This window comes from Scytonema sp. UIC 10036, assembly GCF_009725235.1.
In genome coordinates, this window is record NZ_WJFC01000037.1 from 36,129 (window position 1) to 61,935 (window position 25,807).

Sequence of the window (25,807 nt, forward strand, 5' to 3'; positions counted from 1 at the left end):
TGATTGTGTCTGAGACAACATACATATTTAACATTTGCTTCCTTCTTAGGATAGAAGTGCGTCTTAAACGAAAGCGGTTAGATGTTGAAGGGTGTTAAGCTGGTCTCAGAGGATTCTCCCACATTTTTTACTACAGCCCCCAATGCCTTTATGAGGGAATCCTCTAGGGATTTTTTTGTTACAACATTGCACTATTCTCTTTAACTTCTCTCTTTAATTTCGCGCTCTTCGTGTCTTCGCGGTTCCCCTACCTCATTCAGAGGCTCCGCCTGGGGATGCAGTCTGCTAAGCTCTACAGAGCGTGGCAAATTTAGTACAGGAGGCGGAGCCTCCTAAAAAGGCATTCCCAGCTAGAAGCTGGGAACGAGAGACAAGGGAATGGGCAATACCAACGGAAGAAAATTCAAAATTTTCAGCTTTCGCTAACCAGTAATGCGACAGGGAAATGTTTTAGCGTTTCGCCAACAAGTATTGTGTCACTGGCTTGAACTGTTTGACCTGTAATTGCATCTTTCCATGCTGATGGCGTTCCTGAAGGTAATTTTAGAGAAGTATCTTGCCAAACTTGTTGTCCAAGGGGGTACTCTCCTGGTTGAATTAAGCGAGTGAAGAAGCGGGGAGCAATGGTGATAATTGTTTTGTGACGATGACTTCTTGCAAAAGCAACTATGTGCTCTTGGAACTGACCACTCACTTCTAAAGGTAAGTAATTCCCTGCATTGAAAACGTCTATATTCTCTGTTCTTGCTTTTAAAGCTTGAACAATTAAGAACAGCTTGATTCTAGCATCTTCTTTTGTTGATAGTAATTGTTCTATCAATTTCAGAATATCTGTCTTGGTTTGTTCCTGAATGGTTTTGAGATAAGATTGTCGAGTTTCAAAGTCCACTGGACGGCGGTTGTCAGGATCGACAAGACTAAAATCCCATAATTCAGTTCCTTGATAGAAGTCTGGGATTCCAGGGGAGGTGATTTTTAACAAGACTTGAGAGAGTGAGTTGAAAATGCCATAGAAAGCAACTTGCTGTTGAAAAGGAATAAATTCTTTTAAGAAAGGATTGTTTTTGGATAGCTCTAAAACAGATTTGACGAAATCAACGAACGCATCTTCATAAGTGCTATTTTGCCGCAACCATGCCGTGTAAACTTTTGCTTCTCTAATGGCTTTCAGTACATAATCTTTGACACGCTCAACACAGTCTGCGTATTCGTGTTCAAAAAATGGAAAAGCTCCTATAAGTGTTTGGTAGAAAAGGTATTCATCGTTCTTATCTGGCATAGCAAAACGCTTGTCAGTTTTTTTGTGTGAACGATTGATTTCACTCCAAGTACGGACTTGTTTTTGCCATTCCTCTGGAATTTCTGAAAGGATATTGAGTCTGGCTCTAACATCTTCACCCCTCTTGGTATCATGGGTTGAGGTAGTACTCATTGCAAGGGGCCAACGAGCTTGTCGTTTTTGATTAAATTCATTAAATTCAGAAAGACTGATGCCAAATTTGCCCGGTTCACCACCAACTTCATTGAGGGATAGGAAGCGATTATAGACGTATAAAGCGGTGTCCTCAACACCTTTTGCCATTAATGGTCCTGTATACTGTTGCACTCTCATCACAAAGTAGAGCCACTGGTCTTTTTCTACTTGGGTGAGAAAATCATCGTATTCCAGTAACAGTAATTTCTCGATAAAGTTTAATTCATTGTGCAAGAATGGTATATGTGGTTTGGCTACTGCAATGACTTCTTGAATATAAGAGCGATCGATGTTAGAAATCCCTTCCCGATCGACATAAGTCCGATAAACGGGAAAGCGCGATAAAACTTCTGCAAGTGCTCGTTTTAAACCGTTGATTGTAAAGTCACTGCCATAGCGATAGTTGCCTGCGATCGTTTTTAAGAGAAAAGCTAAGTTATCAATATCACCTGCTAAATTTCTATCTATAATTAGATGCTTTTTCTCTGGGATAAGTTGCTCGTAGTCTTTTTTAAATCCTGTAAATTCAGAGTAAATTTGAGTAAATTTCTCTTCGTTTTCAGTTTGGCAGAAAATTCCATTAAGATAATTTAAGTAATCATAGCCAGAAGTACCTTGTACTGGCCAGTTACTCGGTAAATCTTCTCCTTGTTGTAAAATTTTTTCAACGGTAATATATGTATCACCTGTTTTTTCTCTCAACCGATCTAAATATTGCTTTGGATCGTACAACCCATCAATATGGTCTATTCGCAAACCGGTAAACTTACCTTCATGAACTAGCTTGCAAATTAAATCATGGGTGTTTTTAAATACCTTGAAATCTTCCACCCTTATGGATATTAGTTCATTGACTGTAAAAAATCTTCTGTAATTCATTTCTTCAGCCCCTACTTTCCAATAAGAAAGGCGGAAGAACTGCTCGGAAAGTAAACTTTCTAAAAGATTAAAACTTTCTGGCTTTCCTGGTTCGCCGTTAAAAAGTTGTAGATTTTCATCAATGAATGTTCTCACTTCTTCATTATCCGAGTAAAGTTCCCACAGAAGTCCTTTAACAAAAGCTGCCTGATCTCGTCTTTGCTGTGCTGTTACCTCTGAAGGAATATTTTTCACCATATAGAGGATGCCCAATAACCTCACAAAGATGGGATGGTTTCTTCCTAAACTTTTTGTTAATTTTCCTAAATTTTGAGTCAAAAATTTGGCATATGATTCAAGTTTGAGAGGGAGTTTTAAGCTATAGTAGTTAACATTTAAACCGCTTTCTTCATATTTCAATTGAATTTCGCCATTTTCTAAACTAGTTGCAAAAAAGTTACCCAGCAATGGAGCTAAGATAGGTTCATTACTACTTGCAAAAGGAGAATTCCAGGCAAGATCAAAGTAGTCAACATAGGTTGAATCAGGACCGTTTTCCAGGACATTCATCAAATACGAATTTTGGCTGTCATAAGCCATGTGATTGGGGACAATATCCTGTAGCCAACCTATATTCTGTTGTTGTAATTCTTTGACTAAAGCTTCAAAAGCTTCCTCTGTTCCTAATTCTGGGTTTAGTAGAGTGGGATCGACGACGTCGTATCCGTGGCTGCTTCCCAGTCTTGCTTTGAAAATGGGAGACGCATAAAGATCGGAGATTCCCAAGTCTGCTATGTAGTTGGTAATTGCCTTTGCTGAATCAAAACCAAAGGCAGAATTAAATTGGATTCGATAAGTTACTGTTGGAATTCTCATATTAGGGGTTAGTGGTTAGTCGTTAGTAGTTGGTGGTTGGTAGGGACGCAATGCCTTGCGCCCCTACATTTTTTCTCGTTTTCTCGTTCCCAGGCAGAGCCTGGGAAATGCCTAGAATGAGGCTCTGCCTCATGTTTATTCTATTAACTCTGAAAAGAGAGGCAGAGCCTCTTCTAATGTGTTCCCAGGCGGAGCCTGGGAACAAGAGGAAATGAAAAAGTTAAGAAAGTTGATAGACTGCAAAACTTTGAGGAGGCAGAATCAATTGTTTTCCATTACTCAGTTCTTCCGGTAGTTGGGAGCCAAAGCCTTGCCATTTTTCCTCGGCAGAATCTAAGATTTTTCTCCAACCATCTCCTAACATGGCAGAACCAAGATTGACATCATTTTGATTAAAATTCATCAAGCAAAGTATTTGATTGTTTTCATTCCATCTCCGCCACCAAATCACTTTTTTATCTTCTAGAAAGTCAACTTCCATATTTTGACGTTCTCGCTCTACTAAAGCGGGAATTGTATTTCGCAATTGAATGAGGTGTTGGTATAACGACCACAGCGCTTGATGTTTTCCCTCTTTGCGTTTTTCCCAATTGAGTTTGCACTTAAGAAATGTTTCAGAGGATTCTGGATCGGGTGGTTCTCCTTGAGCGTGAAACGCGGCAAACTCTTGTTTCCGCCCTTGTCGGACTGCTCTAATTAAATCTGGATCGGAGTGGCTGACAAAGTAGAGAAAAGGCGCTTCTTCTCCATACTCTTCACCCATAAATAAAAGGGGAATGTTTGGCGAGAGTAAAAGAGCACCAGCCGCTAATTTTAAAGCTTCAAATGATACAAGATGGGAAAGTCGCTCGCCTAGCATTCTATTTCCGACTTGATCGTGATTTTGAATGCAAACAACAAATTGATTGGGAGAGCGATCGCGTACAGAATTCCCATGAAAGCGCTTTCGATGGGGGGAGTACTTCCAGTCATACACAAAGGTATCTCGGTAAGCTTTTGCTAAGTGTTCGCACTTGCCAAAGTCTTCGTAATATCCAGTTTGTTCTCCTGTAAGTAAGGCGTGTAAGGCATGGTGGAAGTCATCGCTCCATTGGGCGTCCAGTCCATATCCGCCGTTTTCTACGGGACGAACAACTCGCGGATCGTTTAAATCGCTTTCTGCAATCAGATAAAGTTTTCGTGCCTGTTGTTTTGAAAGAGTAGCAACGTTTTCTGCCAGTTCTTCTAAGAAGTGTTTGGCTCCTAAATCATAAATTGCATGAATGGCATCTAAACGCAATATATCAATGTGATAGTCCCGCAGCCAGTACAGAGCATTTTGAATAAAGTAGTTACGCACGTGATGGCTGTAACCATCATCAAAATTCATGGCATCGCCCCAAGGAGTGCGGTAGGCGTGTGTAAAGTAAGAACCGAAGTGGCTCATGTAATTGCCTTCTGGTCCAAAGTGATTGTAAACCACATCAAGTACTACTGCCACTCCTTGTTGATGGCAAGCGTCCACCAATCGCTTCAATGCTTCCGGACTCCCATAAGAATTTTGCACTGCAAATGGATAAACGCCATCATAGCCCCAGTTTCGATAAGCACAACCATCATCTGTAGGTGTGTCACCAGGAAATTGTGCAATGGGCATGATTTCAATTGCGTTCACCCCTAGTTCTTTTAAATCCTTGAGTCGGGGAATAATTGCCTCAAAAGTTCCCTCTTGGGTGAAAGTCCCAACGTGCAACTCATAAATAATCAAATTTTCTAAAGGAATACCAGACCAATTGCTATCATTCCAAGTAAAGTTGTGGTCAATAACTTGTGAAGCTGCGTGTACACCCAAAGGTTGGTAATTGGATGCCGGATCGGGTCTGCTTTCACCGTTATTTAATTGATAAAAGTATTGCGTGCCCGGTTCAACATCTGTAGCCATCAACTGCCAGTAGCCTCCTTCCTTTTGCTCCATAGGAAGTATGCGTTCTTGCGGTGAGACTATTTTTACCGCCGCAGTTTCTGCATTCGGTGCCCAAACCCTAAATTCACAACGACCATCACCCAAGTACTGAGTGCCAATTTTCATAACCCCTAGCCCCTAACCTAAACGACGTAGTACAACCATTGACCTCGCTACAACAGGAACAGCTTGGTTCCCCGTGTAACTCCTTTCCTCTTGAACAAAACGAGGTTCTTTTGTATCAATCACAATTAACCATTCCCTGTGCTGCATTGCATTTGGTAGGGAGAATTCAAGGGTTTCATAGTGAGCGTTAAAGAATAGGAGAAAACTATCATCGCTGATGCGTTCACCTTTAGGACCTACACTGGGCAATTGGTTTCCATCTAAGTAAACTCCAATTGACTTAGCGTAACCAATATCCCACTGTTCTTGAGTCATCTCACTGCCGTCAGGGTTGAACCACTCGATATCACTGATACCCTTTCCGTAAATTGGTCTGCCTTGAAACCATTTCCGCCGACGAAAAACAGGATGTTGTTTGCGGAAGTAAACGAGTTCGCGAGCAAAATTGACTAAGTCTTCATTTCCTTGAGGTAAGTCCCAGTCGAACCAAGAAATTTCATTGTCTTGGCAATAAGCATTGTTATTGCCTTTTTGAGTTCGTCCCATTTCATCTCCCCCTAGCAACATTGGGATACCTTGGGACAGCATTAGTGTTGCTAAGAAGTTTCGCCTCAGACGTTCTCGCAGTTGCAATACTTCTATTTCGTCTGTTTCACCCTCACAGCCACAGTTCCAAGAACGGTTGTGGCTTTCCCCATCACGGTTGTCTTCTCCGTTAGCCTCATTGTGTTTGTCGTTGTAGCTTACCAGGTCATTTAAGGTAAAGCCATCGTGTGCCGTGATAAAGTTAACGCTTGCATTGGGTCGCCGTCCATTTAGCGCATACAGGTCAGGACTACCCGTGAAACAGTAAGCAAATTGCCCTAAACTTTCATCAATTCCGCGCCAAAAGTCTCGTACTGTGTCGCGATATCTGCCATTCCACTCAGACCAAAGAACTGGGAATTGACCCACTTGATAACCACCAGTTCCCAAATCCCAAGGTTCAGCTATCAGCTTCACACCAGCTAGTACGGGGTCTTGATGAATGATGTCAAAGAAAGCTGCCAGACTGTTGACTTCATACAACTCTCGTGCTAAGGCTGAAGCCAAGTCAAAGCGAAAGCCATCTACGTGCATTTCCAAAACCCAATACCGCAAGCTATCCATAATGAGTTTTAGGACTTGCGGTTGCCGCACGTATAAAGAATTCCCGCAACCCGTGTAATCCATGTAATAGCGCGGGTCGTTCTCTACCAGTCGATAATAAATGGCATTGTCAATACCTCGTAGCGTTAGTGTGGGACCTAAGTGATTTCCTTCTCCTGTATGGTTGTATACAACATCTAATATTACCTCTATTCCAGCACGATGCAGTGCTTTAACCATCTCCTTGAACTCAGTGACTTGTTCTCCCAAAGTTCCGCTAGAACTGTAACCAGCATAAGGAGCAAAATAGTTAACGGAGTCGTAACCCCAGTAATTTTTTAGCTCTTTACCCACCAAATGTCCGGGATGTGAGAGAAAGTGATGCACGGGCATGAGTTCAACTGCTGTAATCCCAAGTCGGAGGAGATGTTCGATCGCAGCTGGATGACCTAAACCAGCATAGGTACCGCGCATTTCTTCGGGAATATCTGGATGGCGCTTAGTAAAACCCTTGACATGGGTTTCATAAATTACAGTTTCATGCCAAGGAGTTCGCAAGAGTTGGTCGCCTTCCCAGTCAAAGGTCTGATCTATCACAACAGACTTTGGCATCAAAGGGGCGCTATCCAAATCTGAAAACGAAAGGTCTGCTTCTGGAGAGTCCCAAGAGTAACCAAATAATTCTGCACCATTGCCAACATCACTATCTAAAGCCTTTGCATAGGGATCGATCAGCAATTTGTTGGGATTAAAGCGATGCCCCTCCTGCGGTGCGTAGGGACCATGTACTCTATACCCATATCTTTGTCCGGGTCCTACTCCTGGCACGTAACCGTGCCAAACAAAGTTACTAACTTCTGTCAAAGTTAAACGCGTTTCTCTGTCGTCTCTATCAAACAGGGAAAGCTCAACACCTGTTGCGTTTTCTGAAAATAAGGCGAAATTTGTGCCTTTCCCATCCCAGGTTGCCCCTAAGGGATAAACATTTCCGGGCCAAAGTGCTACGTACATAAGAGGAACCGCAGATATAAATTTATGTAAAATGACTTCGGATCTCAACTTTTGTTAATTATTTGCTACGAATGGTTTTTTTCGAGCCTATCTATAGGAGGATGTTTGTGTGAATAAAGATGGAAACCACACAATCTCAAGATTCAATACGTCATTTGAGATAGTTATTCTCGCTATAACTTTCGTTACTTGTGACTAAAATATTTCTTCAGGTGAGTAACTGGTTATATTGGCTTGTGCGATAAGCGAAGCTTAAGGGAGTACAGCCGGATCGCGACTTTAGCTACATTTTCAAGGATGGAAGTAGAATGCTGTTCCCAACACGGCATAGGCTATGAGCAGCAGAACTCCCTCTAACCAGTTGGTACGCCCATCATTGCTAATGGAATTGGTAATAACTACAGCCATAGCCACTGCCACCAGTTCAAAAGGATTGAAGCTTAAATTCATGGGTTGACCGAGTACCCAACCAGCTAAAACTAACACGGGAGCTACAAACAGTGCTATCTGTAAACTCGATCCTATGGCTACAGCAACAGCTAACTCCATTTTGTTCTTAACGGCAAAAGAGATACAAGTAATATATTCTACAAAACCCCCAAATAAGGGAATAAGAATGACACCTGTAAACAGGCTGGTCAACCCTAGAGTCGAAATAGCTTTTTCGAGACTTTCAACCAGAATATCAGAAACAAAAACAAGAACTACGGTACAAGTTAAAAGTATAATGACTTGTAATCCTATATTTACTTTGTGTTCGCTAGATTCTAAAGGTTCATCATTAGACCCCTCCACAAGATATAAATATTTATGAGTTTTCATTGAGAACAAGAGCATCAAACAGTAAAACGTCAATAGCAATATGGAAGCTGCATAGGAAAAATTATTGAGTGTTGAGGGTTGCAAACCGTCTGATGTAAATTGAATTGCAGCAGGTGTAAGCACAACAATGACTGCTAGTGTTAAAGAAGACGAGTTAATGCGAGCAACAGCAGGTTGAAATGTTTGTTCGTTATAACGCAACCCGCCAAAAAGAATCGCTAGCCCCAGTGCGAGGAGCAAATTCGCAACTATTGCCCCAGTTAAGCTAGCTTTGACTACATCAACTAAACCAGCCCGGAGAGCGACTATTGAGATAATCATCTCGGTTGCATTGCCAAAGGTAGCATTAAGTAGACCCCCTAAAGCAGAGCCAATGACTGTTGCGATCGCTTCCGTAGAGTTTGCGATTAATGCTGCTAAAGGAATAATTGCTAGACCAGAAGTCGCAAAAATAATTAATGGATTTAAATGTAGCTCCTGTGCGGCGATTGAGATTGGCACAAAAACCAGCATCGATAACAGAATGATATTTTTATTTTTCATAACCAGTGCTGGGCTGAGAGTTGGTAATGATAAAATTTTACTGCTTATCGATTGGATAAAAAAGCTTGCAGTTGTGCAAAGCTTCCTTTTATCTATAAAATCGTTAATACGAACTTGCAGCTGCACGATTAAGTTGTTGAACAATCCAATTCCGCACTACGAGATATACTTCATCAGCGACTTCATTAAGATCGTGCCCCGCATCCGGGTAGACAATCAGACGTTTTGGTTCGCTTGCAAGTTGATAGACGTATTGGGAACATGAAACTGGCAGTACTGGATCGGATATGCCGTGCAACAGCAGAAGAGAACATCTCGTTGCTAGTGTACTAGCTGGGTCTGTACCATAAGATTGGGTAGCGATCGTGACAACAGTGCGGACATCTGGGGATTGAGCAGCGGCTTGGATAACCACTGCACCTCCGAAAGAGTGACCAATCAAAGCAAATTCTTCAACACCTTTGTCTTGTAAATAGGTAAGACCCGCTAAAACATCTAAAGTAGATTCTACTAAATCTGTTGGATTGCGGTATTGTATTCGTAGGGAAGCTATTCCGTCTTTCTGCAGAACTTCCCCTAATAGCGGATACAGAGCCCGAGCAGGTGAATCCCAATCACCACCCACACCTCCAACCAAAATCACTGCTTTTTTAGCACTCTCAACTAAATAGTAGCGACAATGAATTGAACCCCTGCTTGTTATGAGTTTTACAGGATGGTATTCTTTCTCTTGGGGTTTTTCTTCCGCATTTTCAACAATCATCTCAAATGATTCATCGTAAATAGGTGGCATAAAATTCTCCCAATTTCTATAGTTAGTGATAAAAGTTAATAAATAGTTCAGTAACGAAAGCAGTAAACAACGCTGCTAGTTAGTACTTAAGACAAGCTTGTGGATGTAAGTTGTAAGTTTTTACGTCCAAAAGCTTGTATCCAGTTTCTATCCAGTACTGGGAAGTAGCCTCTATCTACGGGTCAATAGCGATAGACAAGAAGAATTTGAATGAAGAATCACCTATTTGTCCCGATATCCTGCCGAACTGCGATCGATAGCGAGCTTTGACCCAAATGCGATTAATTAATTTTTTCTCTACATACTGCTGATAGTGCAGCTATACTTGATTGGTGCTATAGGCAAAACACCAAGCACGCCGAACCAAGACATATATATAGATAAGTTTGAAAGCCGAAAAATTGTCAATGCTTTGAAACTGTTACTCGATAAGGGTTTGAGCTATTTCTCCAAAAACTTCCAAAAAAATCAGCAGAACCCCTTGACAAAGGCAAAACGGGTTGTTATCTTGGATAAAGTGTGAAGCGAGAGAGAAAAGCGCCCACACAACCGAACCAAGATAAAGCAATAGTTTGAAAGCCAAGCAATTTAAAACCTCGTCAAGAAATTAAGTTGCGGGTAGAAACCCAAAACAAAAAAACAATAAGTAGCCAAGATGTTGTAGAGACGCAGTATGGTGTGTCTACAGCAGAAACACTTCAAAACGGAGAGTTTGATCCTGGCTCAGGATGAACGCTGGCGGTATGCTTAACACATGCAAGTCGAACGGTCTCTTCGGAGATAGTGGCGGACGGGTGAGTAACGCGTGAGAATCTGGCTTCAGGTCTGGGACAACAGTTGGAAACGACTGCTAATACCGGATGTGCCTTAGGGTGAAAGGCTTGCTGCCTGAAGATGAGCTCGCGTCCGATTAGTTAGTTGGTGTGGTAAGAGCGCACCAAGACGGCGATCGGTAGCTGGTCTGAGAGGACGATCAGCCACACTGGAACTGAGAAACGGTCCAGACTCCTACGGGAGGCAGCAGTGGGGAATTTTCCGCAATGGGCGAAAGCCTGACGGAGCAATACCGCGTGAGGGAGGAAGGCTCTTGGGTTGTAAACCTCTTTTCTCAAGGAATAAAAAAATGAAGGTACTTGAGGAATCAGCATCGGCTAACTCCGTGCCAGCAGCCGCGGTAATACGGAGGATGCAAGCGTTATCCGGAATGATTGGGCGTAAAGGGTCCGCAGGTGGTCACTCAAGTCGGCTGTCAAAGAGTCTGGCTCAACTAGATAAGGGCAGTGGAAACTGAGAGACTGGAGTCTGGTAGGGGTAGAGGGAATTCCCGGTGTAGCGGTGAAATGCGTAGAGATCGGGAAGAACACCGGTGGCGAAAGCGCTCTGCTGGACCAGAACTGACACTGAGGGACGAAAGCTAGGGGAGCGAATGGGATTAGATACCCCAGTAGTCCTAGCCGTAAACGATGGATACTAGGCGTTACGCGTATCGACCCGCGTAGTGCCGGAGCCAACGCGTTAAGTATCCCGCCTGGGGAGTACGCACGCAAGTGTGAAACTCAAAGGAATTGACGGGGGCCCGCACAAGCGGTGGAGTATGTGGTTTAATTCGATGCAACGCGAAGAACCTTACCAGGGCTTGACATGTCGCGAATCTCTCTGAAAGGAGAGAGTGCCTTCGGGAGCGCGAACACAGGTGGTGCATGGCTGTCGTCAGCTCGTGTCGTGAGATGTTGGGTTAAGTCCCGCAACGAGCGCAACCCTCGTACTTAGTTGCCATCATTAAGTTGGGAACTCTAAGAAGACTGCCGGTGACAAACCGGAGGAAGGTGGGGATGACGTCAAGTCAGCATGCCCCTTACGTCCTGGGCTACACACGTACTACAATGCTGTGGACAGAGGGCAGCAAGCTAGTGATAGCAAGCAAATCTCATAAACCATGGCTCAGTTCAGATCGAAGCTTGCAACTCAGCTTCGTGAAGGTGGAATCGCTAGTAATTGCAGGTCAGCATACTGCAGTGAATTCGTTCCCGGGCCTTGTACACACCGCCCGTCACACCATGGGAGCTGGTAGTGCCCGAAGTCGTTACTCTAACCATTCGTGGAAGAGGATGCCGAAGGCAGGACTGGTGACTGGGGTGAAGTCGTAACAAGGTAGCCGTACCGGAAGGTGTGGCTGGATCACCTCCTTTTAGGGAGACCAACTGAATTATGAATGAGAAATGGTGAATGATGAAATTTACAATTCACAATTCATAATTTTCAGACATCCCAGGTCGTGCGAGGAAAGAAAATTGGCTTTCAAACTATGATTGGTTCGTCATCATTGTAAGGCAGTCAAGCCAAAAGAATCATCTGAGGAAGAAATTCAGCAACTTGTCAGAGAATTGGGACAAGACTGCTGGGTAGAAATCCAGCCAGAACCTTGAAAACTGCATAGAAACGCGATAAGAGCTAAGAGCTAATGGCTAATGGCTAATTGTTTTTTACGATTAGCAATTAGCAATGAGCAATTAGCAATGAGCAAAAATAGTGGTCAAGTGAATTAGGGCTCATGGTGGATACCTAGGCACACAGAGGCGAAGAAGGACGTGGTTACCAACGAAAAGCTCCGGGGAGCAGGAAGCATGCTTTGAGCCGGAGATGTCCGAATGGGGCAACCCAAAAACGAAAGAGCGAACCCAGTGAATTGAAACATCTTAGTAGCTGGAGGAAAAGAAATCAACAGAGATTCCCTAAGTAGTGGTGAGCGAAAGGGGAAGAGCCTAAACCAACAGGTTAACTTGTTGGGGTAGTGGGAAAGCAACATCGAATCTAGCGGTGAGACGAAGCAGCGAAATACTGCACCAGAGAAGGTGAAAGTCCTGTAGTCAAAAACTCAAGGATAGAAGCTTCATCCCGAGTAGCATGGGGCACGAGGAATCCCATGTGAATCAGCGAGGACCATCTCGTAAGGCTAAATACTACTGTGTGACCGATAGCGAACAAGTACCGCGAGGGAAAGGTGAAAAGAACCCCGTTGAGGGGAGTGAAATAGAACATGAAACCGTGAGCTGACAAGCAGTGGGAGTCCGATTCAACGGATGACCGCGTGCCTGTTGAAGAATGAGCCGGCGAGTTATAGGTACTGGTAGGTTAAGTCAAAGATGAAGCCAAAGCGAAAGCGAGTCCGAAGAGGGCGAGATATCAGTATTTATAGACCCGAACCCGGGTGATCTAACCATGTCCAGGATGAAGCTTGGGTAACACCAAGTGGAGGTCCGAACCGACCGATGTTGAAAAATCGGCGGATGAGGTGTGGTTAGGGGTGAAATGCCAATCGAACTCGGAGCTAGCTGGTTCTCCCCGAAATGTGTTGAGGCGCAGCGGTAACAGAAAAACTGAGGGGTAAAGCACTATTTCGGTGCGGGCTGGGAGACCGGTACCAAATCGAGATAAACTCAGAATACTCAGTGGAGAGTTACCAGTGAGACGGTGGGGGATAAGCTTCATCGTCAAGAGGGAAACAGCCCAGACCACCAGCTAAGGTCCCAAAATCATCGCTCAGTGGTAAAGGAGGTGGGAGTGCATAGACAACCAGGAGGTTTGCCTAGAAGCAGCCATCCTTGAAAGAGTGCGTAATAGCTCACTGGTCAAGCGCTCCTGCGCCGAAAATGAATGGGACTAAGCGATGTACCGAAGCTGTGGAATAGAAAAGATGAATTATGAATTATGAATTATGAATGGCGAAAAAACAATTCATAATTTATTATTCATAATTCATCATTGTCTGTTGGTAGGGGAGCGTTCCGTGATAGGTAGAAGCAGTAGCGGCAAGCAGCTGTGGACGAGACGGAAGTGAGAATGTCGGCTTGAGTAGCGCAAACTAGGGTAAGAATCCCTAGCCCCGAAACCCCAAGGGTTCCAGAGGCAGGTTCGTCCACTCTGGGTTAGTCGGGACCTAAGGCGAGGCTGAAAAGCGTAGTCGATGGACATCGGGTGAACAATCCCGAACTTTGATGTGGGAGCAGAGATAAATCGCATGAAAAATAGCAACGCCCTGAATGGATTGGGAGGTGTCTAAGGATGCCGAGTTGTGAAAGATAGTGCCAAGAAAAGTTATGGCTGTGATGAAAACATCAAACCCGTACTCGAAACCGACACAGGTGGGGAAGTTGAGAAAACTCAGGGGCGCGAGATAACTCTCTCTAAGGAACTCGGCAAAATGGCCCCGTAACTTCGGAAGAAGGGGTGCCCACGAAAGTGGGTCGCAGTGAAGAGATCCAGGCGACTGTTTACCAAAAACACAGGTCTCCGCAAACAAGCAATTGGAAGTATGGGGGCTGACGCCTGCCCAGTGCCGGAAGGTTAAGGAAGTTGGTCAGGGGGTTTCCCTAAAGCTGACGACTGAAGCCCCGGTGAACGGCGGCCGTAACTATAACGGTCCTAAGGTAGCGAAATTCCTTGTCGGGTAAGTTCCGACCCGCACGAAAGGCGTAACGATCTGGATGGTGTCTCAGAGAGAGACTCGGCGAAATAGGAATGTCTGTGAAGATACGGACTACCTGCACCAGGACAGAAAGACCCTATGAAGCTTTACTGTAGTCTGGAATTGGGTCCGGGCTTGGCTTGCGCAGGATAGGTGGGAGGCGTGGAGATACCCCTTGTGGGGGGTATGGAGCCAACGGTGAGATACCACCCCCGCGAAGCTAGGATTCTAACCCACGATTGTGAATCCAATCGGGAGACAGTTTCAGATGGGCAGTTTGACTGGGGCGGTCGCCTCCTAAAAGGTAACGGAGGCGCACAAAGGTTCCCTCAGCACGCTTGGAAACCGTGCGTTGAGTGCAAAGGCAATAAGGGAGCTTGACTGTTAGACCAACAAGTCTCACAGGGTGGAAACACGGTCTTAGTGATCCGACGGCACAGAATGGAATGGCCGTCGCTCAACGGATAAAAGTTACTCTAGGGATAACAGGCTGATCTCCCCCAAGAGTCCACATCGACGGGGAGGTTTGGCACCTCGATGTCGGCTCATCGCAACCTGGGGCGGAAGTACGTCCCAAGGGTTGGGCTGTTCGCCCATTAAAGCGGTACGTGAGCTGGGTTCAGAACGTCGTGAGACAGTTCGGTCCATATCCGGTGCAGGCGCAAGAGCATTGAGAGGAGTCCTCCTTAGTACGAGAGGACCGGGAGGAACGCACCGCTGGTGTACCAGTTATCACGCCCGTGGTAGACGCTGGGTAGCCAAGTGTGGAGCGGATAACCGCTGAAAGCATCTAAGTGGGAAGCCCACCTCAAGATGAGTGCTCTGACTAGTTTAACTAGGTAAGGTCACAGGTAGAACACCTGTTCATAGGCAGTCGGTGTACGTGCAGTAATGTACTTAGCCTAGCTGTCCTAACAGACCGAGGACTTGACCTCTTTTTTTGAAAAAGCTCTGGGCAGGGCGTAGGGAGCAGGGAGAACAAATCCCTGATTTCTTCACCCTTGTTCCTTGCCCATGAGTGAATCGCGTTTCTGTGCAGTCTTCAGGGTTTTGTGAAGCTAAAGTCCGAGTCTTGGGCAAGATGCGAAGGCAAGATGAGGGAACAAGAACAAGAAATTTCCCCCCGCACCCAGCGCCCTGCCCCCTGCTTCAAACCTGGTGTCTATGGCTCGGTGGTCCCACTCTGATTCCATCCCGAACTCAGCTGTGAAACATTGATGCGGCGACGATAGTTGGCGGGTAGCTGCCCGCGAAAATAGCTCGATGCCAGGTTTATAAATAGAACAAAGCCCTCTCCTAAAGAAACATTCGGGAGAGGGCTTTGTTTTGATCGTCTAACCCCCGTCCATTTTGAAACCTAGAGTTTTTCCGAAGGCATATAATCCAGATGTAGCTTCAATATTGCTCGGATAAGAATATTAGTAAGTTGGGTTGAGGAACGAAACCCAACAAACTGGGTAAAATGTTGGGTTTCGTTCCTCAACCCAACCTACCATTTTTATTTTTGTAAGTTTAACCGAACAGTATTGGATGAGGGATTCTAAGATCTATACAGGAGCACTAGCAGTTACAGTCAATATGGCGAATAATTCCGGTATGGTTTCTAAACCCGTTACGCCCGCAGTTTCCAATATGTAGGGTGTTTCTAAACCTGTTACGGTCTTAGCAAGTGTTAACCCTCCTTGTACATTGTTGAATTCCCGATCTGTAAGTTGATCGAGGAACGTTTCAGAGTCTTGGAAAAGCTCAGCACCAGTCTGAGTTAGATCGGAGATATTAATATTAGCTATGTTTCCTCTTTATCCTTTTGCTAATAAAAAGAATGTATGTCTGAGTATTCATTTAGATTTTCAACCAAAAGGCTGATTAATAGACAATTCAAAAGATTTTAATCTGCCGTTAGTGTAACTATTTTGTCTATTGGTGAGTCAGTATAAATAGTATTGAAACCATAGCCTTGAAAAATTATAGCTTTGGGTAAAGAAAGCGTTGTCTTGTTTGCTTTCCAAACATTTTCTTGCTAAAACTTTAAATTCCTCTCCCTTGCAAATAACTTATAAGTATCGCATTCCTGGAGAAACAGCATTCGACTCTAAGACAAAATAGTTACACTAACGTCGAATTAAAATCCCTTAAGTTGTCTGTTAATAACTCTTTTGGCGAAATAATCTAAGTAGCTATGAAATGATTTCTGAAAAGTTTTAAGTACTGTAGGGTGGGCAATGGTTACTGAGTGTCTTATCTAGTGGGATTTTGCCTTACCTACGTATATTTCAAAAATCCGATAGGAACCCAATACTGCAAGGGATCTCGAGTTTTTGTAGTAGGGGTAAACCCGTGTGTGAAACCCAACAAATGCTTGTAAATGTTGGGTTTCGTTCCTCAACCCAACCTACGTAATTTCATTGTTTAAGCTTAACCGACAAGTATTGGATAGGAACCTATCCCTCGCCTCAATGAAGAAACCGAGTTTTTTTACCTTTATGTTAGTACTTGAACTGTTTTAAACTGCATAATTGCACTATAAAAGGCGGTAAAATAAGCAGCATGAAAAAACTATATCCACCTATAGAACCTTACAAAGAAAGCAGTCTAAAGGTTTCTGACTTACATACAATTCATTTTGAGGAGTCAGGAAACCCGCAAGGTAAGCCTATTGTTTTGCTCCATGGAGGACCGGGTGGTGGATGTCCACCCTTCTATCGACAATATTTTAATCCAGAAAAATGGCGGCTTGTTATGTTTGACCAACGGGGTTGCGGTCAAAGCACTCCTCATGCAGAACTACGGGAAAACACGACATGGGATTTGGTCAGTGATATTGAAAAACTACGATCGCATTTAAATATAGAAAAGTGGGTTGTCTTTGGTGGTAGCTGGGGGAGTGCTTTAGCATTAGCCTACAGTCAAACCCATCCTTCTCAGTGTGCGGGGTTGATTCTGCGTGGGATATTCATGCTACGGCAAAAAGAATTGCAATGGTTTTATCAAGAGGGAGCTAGTTATATTTTTCCTGATGCTTGGGAAGAATATTTAAAACCAATTCCACCAGATGAACGTGATGATTTACTCACAGCTTACTACGAACGCTTGACCAGTCCAGATTCTAACACTCGATTGCAAGCGGCACGTGCTTGGTCAATTTGGGAAGCTAGTACAAGCAGATTGTTTCCAGACACAGAACTGATGGCAAAGTTTGGCGAGAATGTTTTCGCAGAGGCGTTTGCGAGAATTGAGTGTCATTACTTTATTAATAAAGGATTTTTTGAAACAGACGATCGCTTGCTTGCAAATGTCCATCACATACGTCATATTCCTACAGTCATCGTTCAGGGTCGATATGATGTTGTGTGTCCAATGATATCAGCTTGGGAATTACATCGTGCGTGGCCAGAAGCAGAATTTATTGTTGTTCCTGATGCTGGACATTCCATGACCGAGCCAGGAATTCTGAGTGCTTTGATCGAAGCAACAGATAATTTTGTAGATTTATAGGGCATGGGGCATAGGGCATAGGGAATGGGGCATGGTAAAAAATCATTTCCTTCCATTGCCCATTGCCCAATTGTGGAACAAATTTGCTACACTTTTTGTCATAACAGTCTAGGGATGCATTGTACTTATTGAAACAATGTGTTCTATTAGTACCGGGTGCCCTATGTAAATGTTACAATCCTATGTTAGGAAGTTGGGATACCTCGATGCGAGTTGCAACTAACTCAATCAAGTTTGGGACAGATGGCTGGCGTGGCGTCATTGCAGATGAGTTCACCTTTGAACGCGTAGCTCTAGTTGCGCCGATAGCTGCAAAAGTATTATTTGATACATATGGGGAAAAAGTAGGTAGCCGTAAAATCGTTGTGGGACATGACCGACGGTTCATGGCAGAAGACTTTGCGCGTAAAGTTGCTGAGGTTGTATCAGCATCTGGATTTGATGTGCTACTGACAGACACTTATGCCCCAACTCCCGCTTTTAGTTGGGCGGCAAAGCAACAAAATGCTTTGGGGGCATTGGTAATTACTGCAAGTCACAATCCTGGAAAATATTTGGGCTTAAAAGTCAAAAGCGCCTTCGGTGGTTCTGTACCTCCTGAAGTGACAAAACAAATAGAAGCACTGTTAACTCAAGAAATACCACCAGCATCAACCCCAGGCAAGATAGAACAGTTTAATCCTTGGCAAAGTTACTGTAAAGCATTAGAAGGCAAAGTTAATATTACTAAAATTCGTGATGCTATCTCTTCAGGTAAACTCACAGTATTTGGTGACGTTATGCACGGTGCCGCCGCAGGTGGGTTGGCAATGTTACTTGGCAATGAAGTAAAAGAGATGAACAGCAATCGCGATCCTCTCTTTGGTGGAGGTGCGCCAGAACCCCTGCCTAAATACCTTTCAAAGTTGTTTGAAGTGATGGGCCATCATCGAGAAACCACTCCCTCTAGCTTAACAGTAGGTTTGGTATTTGATGGAGACAGCGATCGCATTGCGGCAGTAGATGGATTCGGAAATTTCCTCAGTTCGCAAGTATTAGTCCCCATACTTATTGACCATTTAACTTTAAGACGCAGCTTTAAAGGTGAAATCGTCAAAACCGTAAGTGGATCGGATTTGATTCCTCGCTTAGCCGCACTACACAATTTGTCAGTATTTGAAACACCAGTAGGTTATAAATATATTGCTGATAGAATGCTAGAAGCAGAGGTGCTGTTGGGTGGAGAAGAGTCGGGAGGAATTGGTTACGGCAGTCACATTCCCGAACGAGATGCACTGCTTTCAGCATTGTATGTACTAGAAGCCATTGTTGAATCCGGGCTAGATTTGGGTGACTATTACCGTCACCTACAGGAACAAACTCGTTTTACTTCCGCATACGATCGCATCGATTTACCATTGTCCAGTATGGAGGTGCGATCGCGTCTTCTAGAACAACTACAAACCCAACCTCTGACAGAAATCGCCGGAAAATCAGTTATTGATTGCCAAACCATCGATGGTTACAAATTCCGCTTAGCCGATAACAGTTGGTTAATGATTCGTTTTAGCGGAACCGAACCAGTTTTGCGCCTGTATTGCGAAGCCCCAACCCTAGAACAAGTGCATCAAACTCTTGCTTGGGCAAAAGATTGGGCAGAATAAATGATGAATGATGAATGATGAATGATGAATTGTGCTAGTTTTTAATTCATAATTCATAATTTATAATTCATCATTCATGAAATTACTTGTTGTAGCGACAGGAAACCCAGGAAAATTGCGCGAAATGCAAGCTTACCTGGCTCAAGAGTATTGGGAATTAACCCTTAAACCTAAAGAATTAGAAGTAGAAGAAACGGGAGAAACATTTGCAGCCAATGCCTGTTTAAAAGCATCCCAAGTTGCAAAAGCCACAGGAAACTGGGCAATTGCGGATGATTCTGGCTTGCAAGTGGATGCTCTAAACGGTGCGCCTGGAGTATATTCTGCTCGTTATGGTACAACCGATAGCGATCGCATTGCCAGATTATTGAGAGAATTGGGTGATACACCAAATCGGCAAGCCCAATTTGTTTGTGCTGTTGCGATCGCCCGTCCAGATGGTAGTATTGCTTTACAAACAGAAGGCATATGTCACGGCGAAATTCTTTATGAACCTCGTGGAACTGGTGGCTTCGGCTACGATCCAGTTTTTTATGTCCAAGAAGTGCAATTGACCTATGCAGAGATGACGCCAGAGATGAAGCGTTCAATTAGTCATCGAGGTAAAGCCTTTGATACTTTGCTTCAAAAGTTGGGGACAATTGCTATTGGTTAGTTGTTAGTTGTTAGTTGTTAGTTGAATTTCTGACTCGCCACTAACTACTAACCACTAACCCTTAACTAACTAAACTGCCTCTGTATTTTTTTCGCCAGTACGAATTCGCACCACTTGTTCGACTGGTGAGATAAATATTTTACCATCACCAATTTCGCCAGTACGAGCAGCAGCAATAATTTTATCGACAACCATGTCAACCTGGTTATCTTCAACAACAATTTCTACTTTCAGTTTTTGCAAAAACTCTACAGTGTACTCAGAACCGCGATAGCGTTCAGTTTGACCCTTCTGGCGTCCAAAACCTCGTACTTCAGAAACTGTCATGCCAACTATACCAGCATTGACCAAAGCAATTTTCACCTCATCAAGCTTAAAGGGACGAATAATCGCTTCAACTTTCTTCATTTTTCTCTCCTAACTTGTACGTATTCTATCTAAGCAGATTCTCTGACTTTGACGCTCAATTTTTATTTCTTTGTAGCTTATACCATTTTGGATTTTAGATTTTAGATTTTGGATTGAGAAAGCCTTATCTGGATTAATCTCACCCTACTATCTATTACATTCTGGGGTTAAATTGGTATGATTTAACACAACATAGACCTTAATTAGCGTTATGAAAGCATTCTTAACGAGTATGTTGTCCGAGTAAGGGGCGTACAATTAAATAACCAGCGCCAAAACCCATAACAATAATGAACAAGATAGCTACTATAAACCACCAGCTATTCAGTTGCGAAGGTTCTGGTTCATCCTGAAGATAATAACTTGCTTCCTGCTCTTCTACATAAACGGATTGTGGAGTAGGAATATCAATTTCCACTTCATTTGTGACGACAACAGGACGCGGGCGGAAACCTTGCTTCTTGGAAGAAGGTTGCGTCATCTGTCTTTTTGCTTGAGGTGTTGAATCATGAGATGATGGAGGAGGTGCTTGATAATAACTAACTTTGGGCTGAGAATCAACCAGTTTTTGCAAATGCAAGATAGACTCAACAGCTTTAGAAATTTCCTGTCGAAGTAACTCATTCTCTTGCACAAGTTTTTGATTCTGGGCAGAAAGAGAATTCAAATTTGCCCGAACAGAGTGCAGCTCAGTTGCCAAATCCCGGTAAACCGAAAGGGGTACAGAGGGGGAGTAGCTTGGAGTGGTTGCACTTGATGTAGTGTTGTTGACCGAACCTGTGGTTGCACGCATTAGAGGATTCTAATCACAATTTAATGTAATTGAACAATAAGAGACTGCGATCGAAGATACTCAGCCTCAGAAACTAAGCTTTAAGATAATGGAAAAATGCCCTTAAGGAAGAATCTTAATGTACAATTTCGTGACTAAATACACAAGGAGATTGGGGACTGGGATTGGGGACTGGGGACTGGGACTGGGACAAGGAGGACAAGGTAGACAAGGGGGAGTTTCTTGTCTACCTTGTCTACCCCTTCTCCTTGTCCCCAATCCCCAATCCCCTACTTAATTAATAATGGGAAAAAGTGTCCCACAGGACCTTGACCTTTGCCAATAGCTAGAGAGTATGACAGTGCAGTGGTAACATACTCCTTTGCTTGCTTGGTTGCGGTTATCAAGTCCGATCCTCGAGCTAAATTAGCAGCGATCGCAGCTGAAAGGGTACAACCAGTACCGTGAGTATTTTGTGTATCAATGTGTTTAGTCGTCAAAGTTTCCATATGATGCCCATCGAACCAAACATCTACCCCACGCAGACTACCTTGCATACCTCCACCCTTAACCAAAACCGCCTTAACACCTGTGTTGCGGTGAATAATTTGAGATGCAGCCCTCATGTCATCTAGGGAATTAATCGGGAAACCACTTAAAATTTGGGCTTCATAGCGATTTGGTGTTACAAGTACTGCTTTGGGAATTAAAAGATTGCGAAGATTCTTTACAGCATCATCATCTAGTAATTGAGCTCCTGTACGGGATACCATAACTGGATCGACGACTAAATTAGGAATTTGTAAAACTTCCACTTGTTCAGCAACAGCAGCAATAATTTCCTTATTCAGCAACATTCCCGTTTTTGCTGCTTGCACCCCAATATCATCACAAACCGCATTGATTTGCGCGACAACAGCCTGTGGCGGTATTGCCTCCACCCTCATGACACCCAAAGTATTTTGTGCTGTAACACAAGCGATCGCGCTTGTACCGTGAACGCAGTGAAAAGCAAAAGTGCGTAAATCGGCTTGAATACCCGCACCTCCACCGCTATCAGAACCAGCGATTGTTAAAGCCACAGGTATTTTGGATGATATGTCGGTGTTCATAATGAGGGTTAGTGGTTAGTTGTTAGTAGTTAGTAGTTAGTGGTTCGTAGTAACAAGCTACCACTAACCACTAACTACTAACCATTAACCAATGACTGTAAATACTTCCCCCATTCTGCGGCTAGGGGAATCTCTGTAAAGGGAACACGAACCGATTGAGAGCGATCGGGAAAAACAAATTCCAACTCGATAGTACGACCCTTCTCCGGATGATTTTTAAGGTCTACCGATTTGTCATCTACCAAAAGACGGATTTCTTGGACATCCAGCAAAGAAAATGTTTCTAGTTTAACCGGACCTTTTGGAGTGGGTTTGCCCCAAGTGATTTGGGAACCTTTTTGACCTAAAACTGAATAAATATCGTACTTAGCCTTTTCAAATTGCTGCGCCCAAGTACGGTAGGCTTCAATTTTCTGATACTCTTTCGAGCCTTGCCAAGCCAACCAAAAGAATGCAAATAATAGGGGTAACCACAGCAGACCGCGTTCCATCTTAAAAAATTCCTGAGGTTTGCTTAAGGATTTTAATTTTAATGCAAAATTCACCAACAACGGTCTTGTTTGAGTTATGTTAGTGAGCAACCTGGCAAGAAGCGGTAATCGGTTAGATGAGAAAGCTTATAATATTTTGCTTGTTTATCATTGGGTTGAGTGTTGCCCTGTTTGGTTTTCAGGGACTGGCAGCCAATGGTGAATTCGATACAATTTTGTTAAATTTTCGTGAAGATATTCCTCAGGAAGTCTTGCAACAAGATTTGCAAGCACTAGCCCAAGAGTACCACGTCACGCCCCAACTGGATAACAAATTTTCCGCCAAGGAGAATGTGTATATCATTAAGGGCGATAAACAGCGACTTCAACAACTGAGAAAGTCGCGATTCGCCAAAGCGGTGGAATTTATTGAGCCTAATTATATCTATAAAATTCCACAACCTGAGAAAGCTGATTTGACTGGAGACTTATCACTGCTGCAGGCTCCTAGTGGAAAAGCTGTAAGCGGACCTAACGATCCAATGTACAGCAAGCAGTGGAATCTTCACAATATCAATGTAGAAGGTGCGTGGAGTCAAAATAAAGGTAACGGTGTTACCGTCGCAGTGATTGACAGTGGTGTGACTCGCGTGCGTGACTTGGATGAAACAAAATTTGTCCCTGGGTACGATTTTGTTAACGATCGCTCAGAAGCTGATGACGATAACGGACATGGCACCCATGTCGCTGGTACCATCGCTCAAGCGACTAATAATGGTTATGGGGTTGCAGGCATTGCCTACGAAGCGAAACTGATGCCTTTAAAGGTTCTGAGTGGTTATGGTGGCGGAACCGTAGCTGATATAGCTGAAGCGATTAAGTTTGCTGCTGATAACGGTGCAGACGTTATTAACATGAGTTTGGGCGGTGGCGGTGAAAGCCAGTTACTTAAGGATGCGATTGATTACGCCTATAGCAAAGGTGTGGTGATAGTTGCGGCGGCTGGTAATGAAAATGAGAATTCGGCTGCTTATCCAGCACGTTATCCCCATGTTATTGGTGTTTCTGCTCTCGGTGCTGATGGAGAGAAAGCTCCATACTCTAACTACGGTGCTGGAGTAGATATTTCAGCTCCTGGTGGTAGCGATACTGGTAAAATTTTGCAAGAAACAATCGATCCAGAAAATGATGGCGCAGCCGCGTTTATGGGATATCAAGGAACAAGTATGGCAGCCCCTCACGTTGCAGGCGTTGCTGCGTTAATTAAAGCCGCCGGGGTGAAAGAACCAGATCGAGTTGCAGAAGTTCTCCAGCAGTCAGTAAGAACTATTGAAAATGACAGTTTGAACTACTATGGTGCTGGGCAACTCAATGCAGAAGCCGCAGTGAAACTTGCCACCCACGGACAAATTAGTTTCCAAGATTTCTTCCGTTGGTTGCGCGATAACGGCTATCTCAACCCCCGATTCTGGATTGATGGCGGTGCTGTAGCCCTATTACCTAAAGTTTTGATGGTTCTCGGTTCCTATCTCCTAGCTTGGTTTTTGCGGGTTTACTTCCCATTCAACTGGGGCTGGAGTCTCTCATTTGGTTTAATCGCTGGTAGTTCTGGTTTGTTCCCCTTTAAGGGATTTTATATCTTTGACCTTCCTCAATGGCCTTTCCGTTTATTGGGAAGCTCTATCCCTGAGTTAGGCAATAGCCTCCCAGGAACAAATGCTCTTAACCCGTTGTTTGCTAGTGTATTGATTCCCTTGATTCTAATAGCTTTACTGCTAGGACACCGGGACTGGAAGTGGTTTGCCATTGGGACATCAATCGGTGTAGCAGCTTGTTTAGCAGTGAGTGCGGCATTAGAGCCAGCCGTTTGGGGAATGGGTAGTGGTATTGTTGCGCGTCTTTTCCTTACCGTTAACGCCTTGCTATGTTTTGGTTTAGCACGTTTAGCAGTTAAAACTACCTAAGGATAGTGGTTAGTGGATAGTAGTTAGTGGATAGTGGATACCAACCACCAACCACTAACAACTAACAACTAACCACTAACAACTAACAACTAACAACTAACCACCAACCACTAACAACTAACAACTAACCACCAACCAATGAGCATTACAGTTACAGGTAGTATTCAACGTCGCGACATTGGGACTGGCGCTTGGGCGTTAGTTACTAATGAAGGAACCACCTATGAAATCCTCAGAGGTGCTGACAAAAGTTTACTTAAATCGGGACAACACGCAAAAGTGACGGGGGAAATTCGCAAAGATGTGATGACTGCTGCTATGATTGGTCCCGTTCTTGAGGTTAAATCTTTTGAGCTGATTGACTCCTAATTAGAATGACTCGAATCTAGAACTGCTTGCAAACGATTTCTAAATTCTCCCTTGGGATGACCCCCTTTTACCTCTCCAATAATCTGAAATTCCCCTTCCGGTGAATCACAGACAATGTAGGTAGGCCATCCCATTTCTGATTTATCAGGGTACTGAGTTAGCAAAATTTTTCGATACTTGCGGTAAGTCGCTGTATCTTGCATTTTCACGCTAATAAACTCCAGACCTAGCTCTTCAGCAACTTTCTGGTCGTAAAAAGACATCTTGTGACAAATGCCGCAGTCTTCTGATGAAAACTTAATAACAGCTAAACTCATAAGCCCATTACTCTACAATTACTAGGCAAAAGATAAGATTTTTCCCCAAAAAGTACCATACCAGAATATGAAGTCAAGAATTTTAGAAAAAATATTAAGAATTGTAAAAGTATACTGGATAACTGAGAAAACTTTTGTACGCGATACCAGATGAAGAGACGCTTTTATGAAAGCACTTCTTTAAAGATTTGTGGTATTGTAAGTAGTCTAAAGGATAACCAGTATAGTTCTCGATCTATAAGAAATCTAAAAAATTTTTTGCTAGTTGTCAGCTAATTGAGGAATTGAGTTATGATGGTGAATCTAACAAGATTCTATGTTCTTAGCTTAACTAGGAGATTCCGGAAAATTTGCCAAAAATTTATGTAATTTTGCTGTTTTCTGTGTCAAAAATAATATATAAACTGAGAAGCTGATGGCTTACTAGAGGAGTCAGCGATCGAAGTACATCTGCCGTTGGTTGACTGTGTTCTAAGCTTAATCAGGGTTGTTACGTGTTTTTTTAATTAACGGTTCATCTACCATCTATTATGTTCTAGGCTTAACCAGGGTTATCCGGACAAG

The 25,807-nt window shown here is 43.5% G+C and carries 15 protein-coding genes and 3 rRNA genes; 8 read left to right on the plus strand and 10 right to left on the minus strand.

Annotated elements, in window-relative coordinates:
- Positions 1-412: 412 nt before the first annotated feature.
- From treY to F7734_RS18815, 5 genes are all read right to left on the minus strand, one after another.
- Positions 413-3,208 carry a malto-oligosyltrehalose synthase gene (gene treY, locus F7734_RS18795; protein WP_155746107.1) on the minus strand — a complete coding sequence of 932 codons (2,796 nt, stop codon included), beginning with the start codon at positions 3,206-3,208 and terminating at the stop codon, positions 413-415.
- A gap of 220 nt (positions 3,209-3,428) precedes the next feature.
- Positions 3,429-5,276, minus strand: a complete 1,848-nt coding sequence (gene treZ, locus F7734_RS18800) for a malto-oligosyltrehalose trehalohydrolase (RefSeq protein ID WP_155746108.1) — start codon at positions 5,274-5,276, stop codon at positions 3,429-3,431.
- A 12-nt stretch (positions 5,277-5,288) separates the two neighbouring features.
- Positions 5,289-7,415 (minus strand): glycogen debranching protein GlgX, encoded by a 2,127-nt coding sequence (gene glgX / locus F7734_RS18805; protein WP_155746109.1) that lies wholly within the window; start codon positions 7,413-7,415, stop codon positions 5,289-5,291.
- Between the two features lie 291 nt (positions 7,416-7,706).
- Positions 7,707-8,780, minus strand: coding sequence for a calcium/proton exchanger (gene cax / locus F7734_RS18810; RefSeq protein ID WP_155746110.1), 1,074 nt, complete (start codon positions 8,778-8,780; stop codon positions 7,707-7,709).
- A 103-nt stretch (positions 8,781-8,883) separates the two neighbouring features.
- Positions 8,884-9,573 (minus strand): alpha/beta fold hydrolase, encoded by a 690-nt coding sequence (locus F7734_RS18815; RefSeq protein WP_155746111.1) that lies wholly within the window; start codon positions 9,571-9,573, stop codon positions 8,884-8,886.
- Positions 9,574-10,273: 700 nt separating this feature from the next.
- Between F7734_RS18815 and F7734_RS18820 the strand changes: the two genes are divergently transcribed.
- The 6 genes from F7734_RS18820 to rdgB all read left to right on the plus strand — a co-directional run bounded on the left by F7734_RS18820 (position 10,274) and on the right by rdgB (position 19,831).
- Positions 10,274-11,762, plus strand: a 16S ribosomal RNA gene (locus tag F7734_RS18820).
- A gap of 342 nt (positions 11,763-12,104) precedes the next feature.
- A 23S ribosomal RNA gene (locus tag F7734_RS18825) occupies positions 12,105-14,973 on the plus strand.
- A gap of 219 nt (positions 14,974-15,192) precedes the next feature.
- Positions 15,193-15,310, plus strand: a 5S ribosomal RNA gene (gene rrf, locus F7734_RS18830).
- Together the 16S, 23S and 5S rRNA genes form the textbook arrangement of a ribosomal RNA operon.
- Positions 15,311-16,585: 1,275 nt before the next feature.
- Positions 16,586-17,533 (plus strand): prolyl aminopeptidase, encoded by a 948-nt coding sequence (gene pip, locus F7734_RS18835; RefSeq protein ID WP_155746112.1) that lies wholly within the window; start codon positions 16,586-16,588, stop codon positions 17,531-17,533.
- A 206-nt stretch (positions 17,534-17,739) separates the two neighbouring features.
- A complete protein-coding gene (locus F7734_RS18840; RefSeq protein WP_155746113.1) occupies positions 17,740-19,176 on the plus strand; it encodes a phosphoglucomutase/phosphomannomutase family protein in 1,437 nt (478 codons plus the stop codon).
- 76 nt (positions 19,177-19,252) lie between these two features.
- The gene (rdgB, locus tag F7734_RS18845; RefSeq protein ID WP_155746114.1) at positions 19,253-19,831 is read left to right on the plus strand and encodes an RdgB/HAM1 family non-canonical purine NTP pyrophosphatase; all 579 of its coding nucleotides are present in this window, start codon (positions 19,253-19,255) and stop codon (positions 19,829-19,831) included.
- A gap of 69 nt (positions 19,832-19,900) precedes the next feature.
- Here the strand turns inward: rdgB and F7734_RS18850 are convergent, their stop codons facing one another.
- The 4 genes from F7734_RS18850 to F7734_RS18865 form a co-directional block, all read right to left on the minus strand.
- On the minus strand, positions 19,901-20,239 hold the full coding sequence (locus tag F7734_RS18850; RefSeq protein WP_017749852.1) for a P-II family nitrogen regulator: 339 nt from the start codon (positions 20,237-20,239) through the stop codon (positions 19,901-19,903).
- 223 nt (positions 20,240-20,462) lie between these two features.
- Positions 20,463-21,032 (minus strand): hypothetical protein, encoded by a 570-nt coding sequence (locus tag F7734_RS18855; protein WP_155746115.1) that lies wholly within the window; start codon positions 21,030-21,032, stop codon positions 20,463-20,465.
- 269 nt (positions 21,033-21,301) lie between these two features.
- On the minus strand, positions 21,302-22,123 hold the full coding sequence (gene thiD, locus F7734_RS18860; protein WP_155746116.1) for a bifunctional hydroxymethylpyrimidine kinase/phosphomethylpyrimidine kinase: 822 nt from the start codon (positions 22,121-22,123) through the stop codon (positions 21,302-21,304).
- Positions 22,124-22,200: 77 nt separating this feature from the next.
- A complete protein-coding gene (locus tag F7734_RS18865; RefSeq protein WP_155746117.1) occupies positions 22,201-22,614 on the minus strand; it encodes a hypothetical protein in 414 nt (137 codons plus the stop codon).
- Positions 22,615-22,730: 116 nt separating this feature from the next.
- Between F7734_RS18865 and F7734_RS18870 the strand changes: the two genes are divergently transcribed.
- Together F7734_RS18870 and F7734_RS18875 are read left to right on the plus strand one after the other, a co-directional pair.
- The gene (locus tag F7734_RS18870; protein WP_155746118.1) at positions 22,731-24,557 is read left to right on the plus strand and encodes a DUF5942 domain-containing protein; all 1,827 of its coding nucleotides are present in this window, start codon (positions 22,731-22,733) and stop codon (positions 24,555-24,557) included.
- Positions 24,558-24,695: 138 nt separating this feature from the next.
- Positions 24,696-24,926 (plus strand): hypothetical protein, encoded by a 231-nt coding sequence (locus F7734_RS18875; RefSeq protein ID WP_155746119.1) that lies wholly within the window; start codon positions 24,696-24,698, stop codon positions 24,924-24,926.
- Here the strand turns inward: F7734_RS18875 and F7734_RS18880 are convergent.
- Positions 24,923-25,243: a thioredoxin family protein gene (locus tag F7734_RS18880; RefSeq protein WP_155746120.1), complete on the minus strand. Its 321-nt coding sequence runs from the start codon at positions 25,241-25,243 to the stop codon at positions 24,923-24,925. The two genes, F7734_RS18875 and F7734_RS18880, sit on opposite strands and share 4 nt — an antisense overlap.
- Positions 25,244-25,807 lie beyond the last annotated feature (564 nt).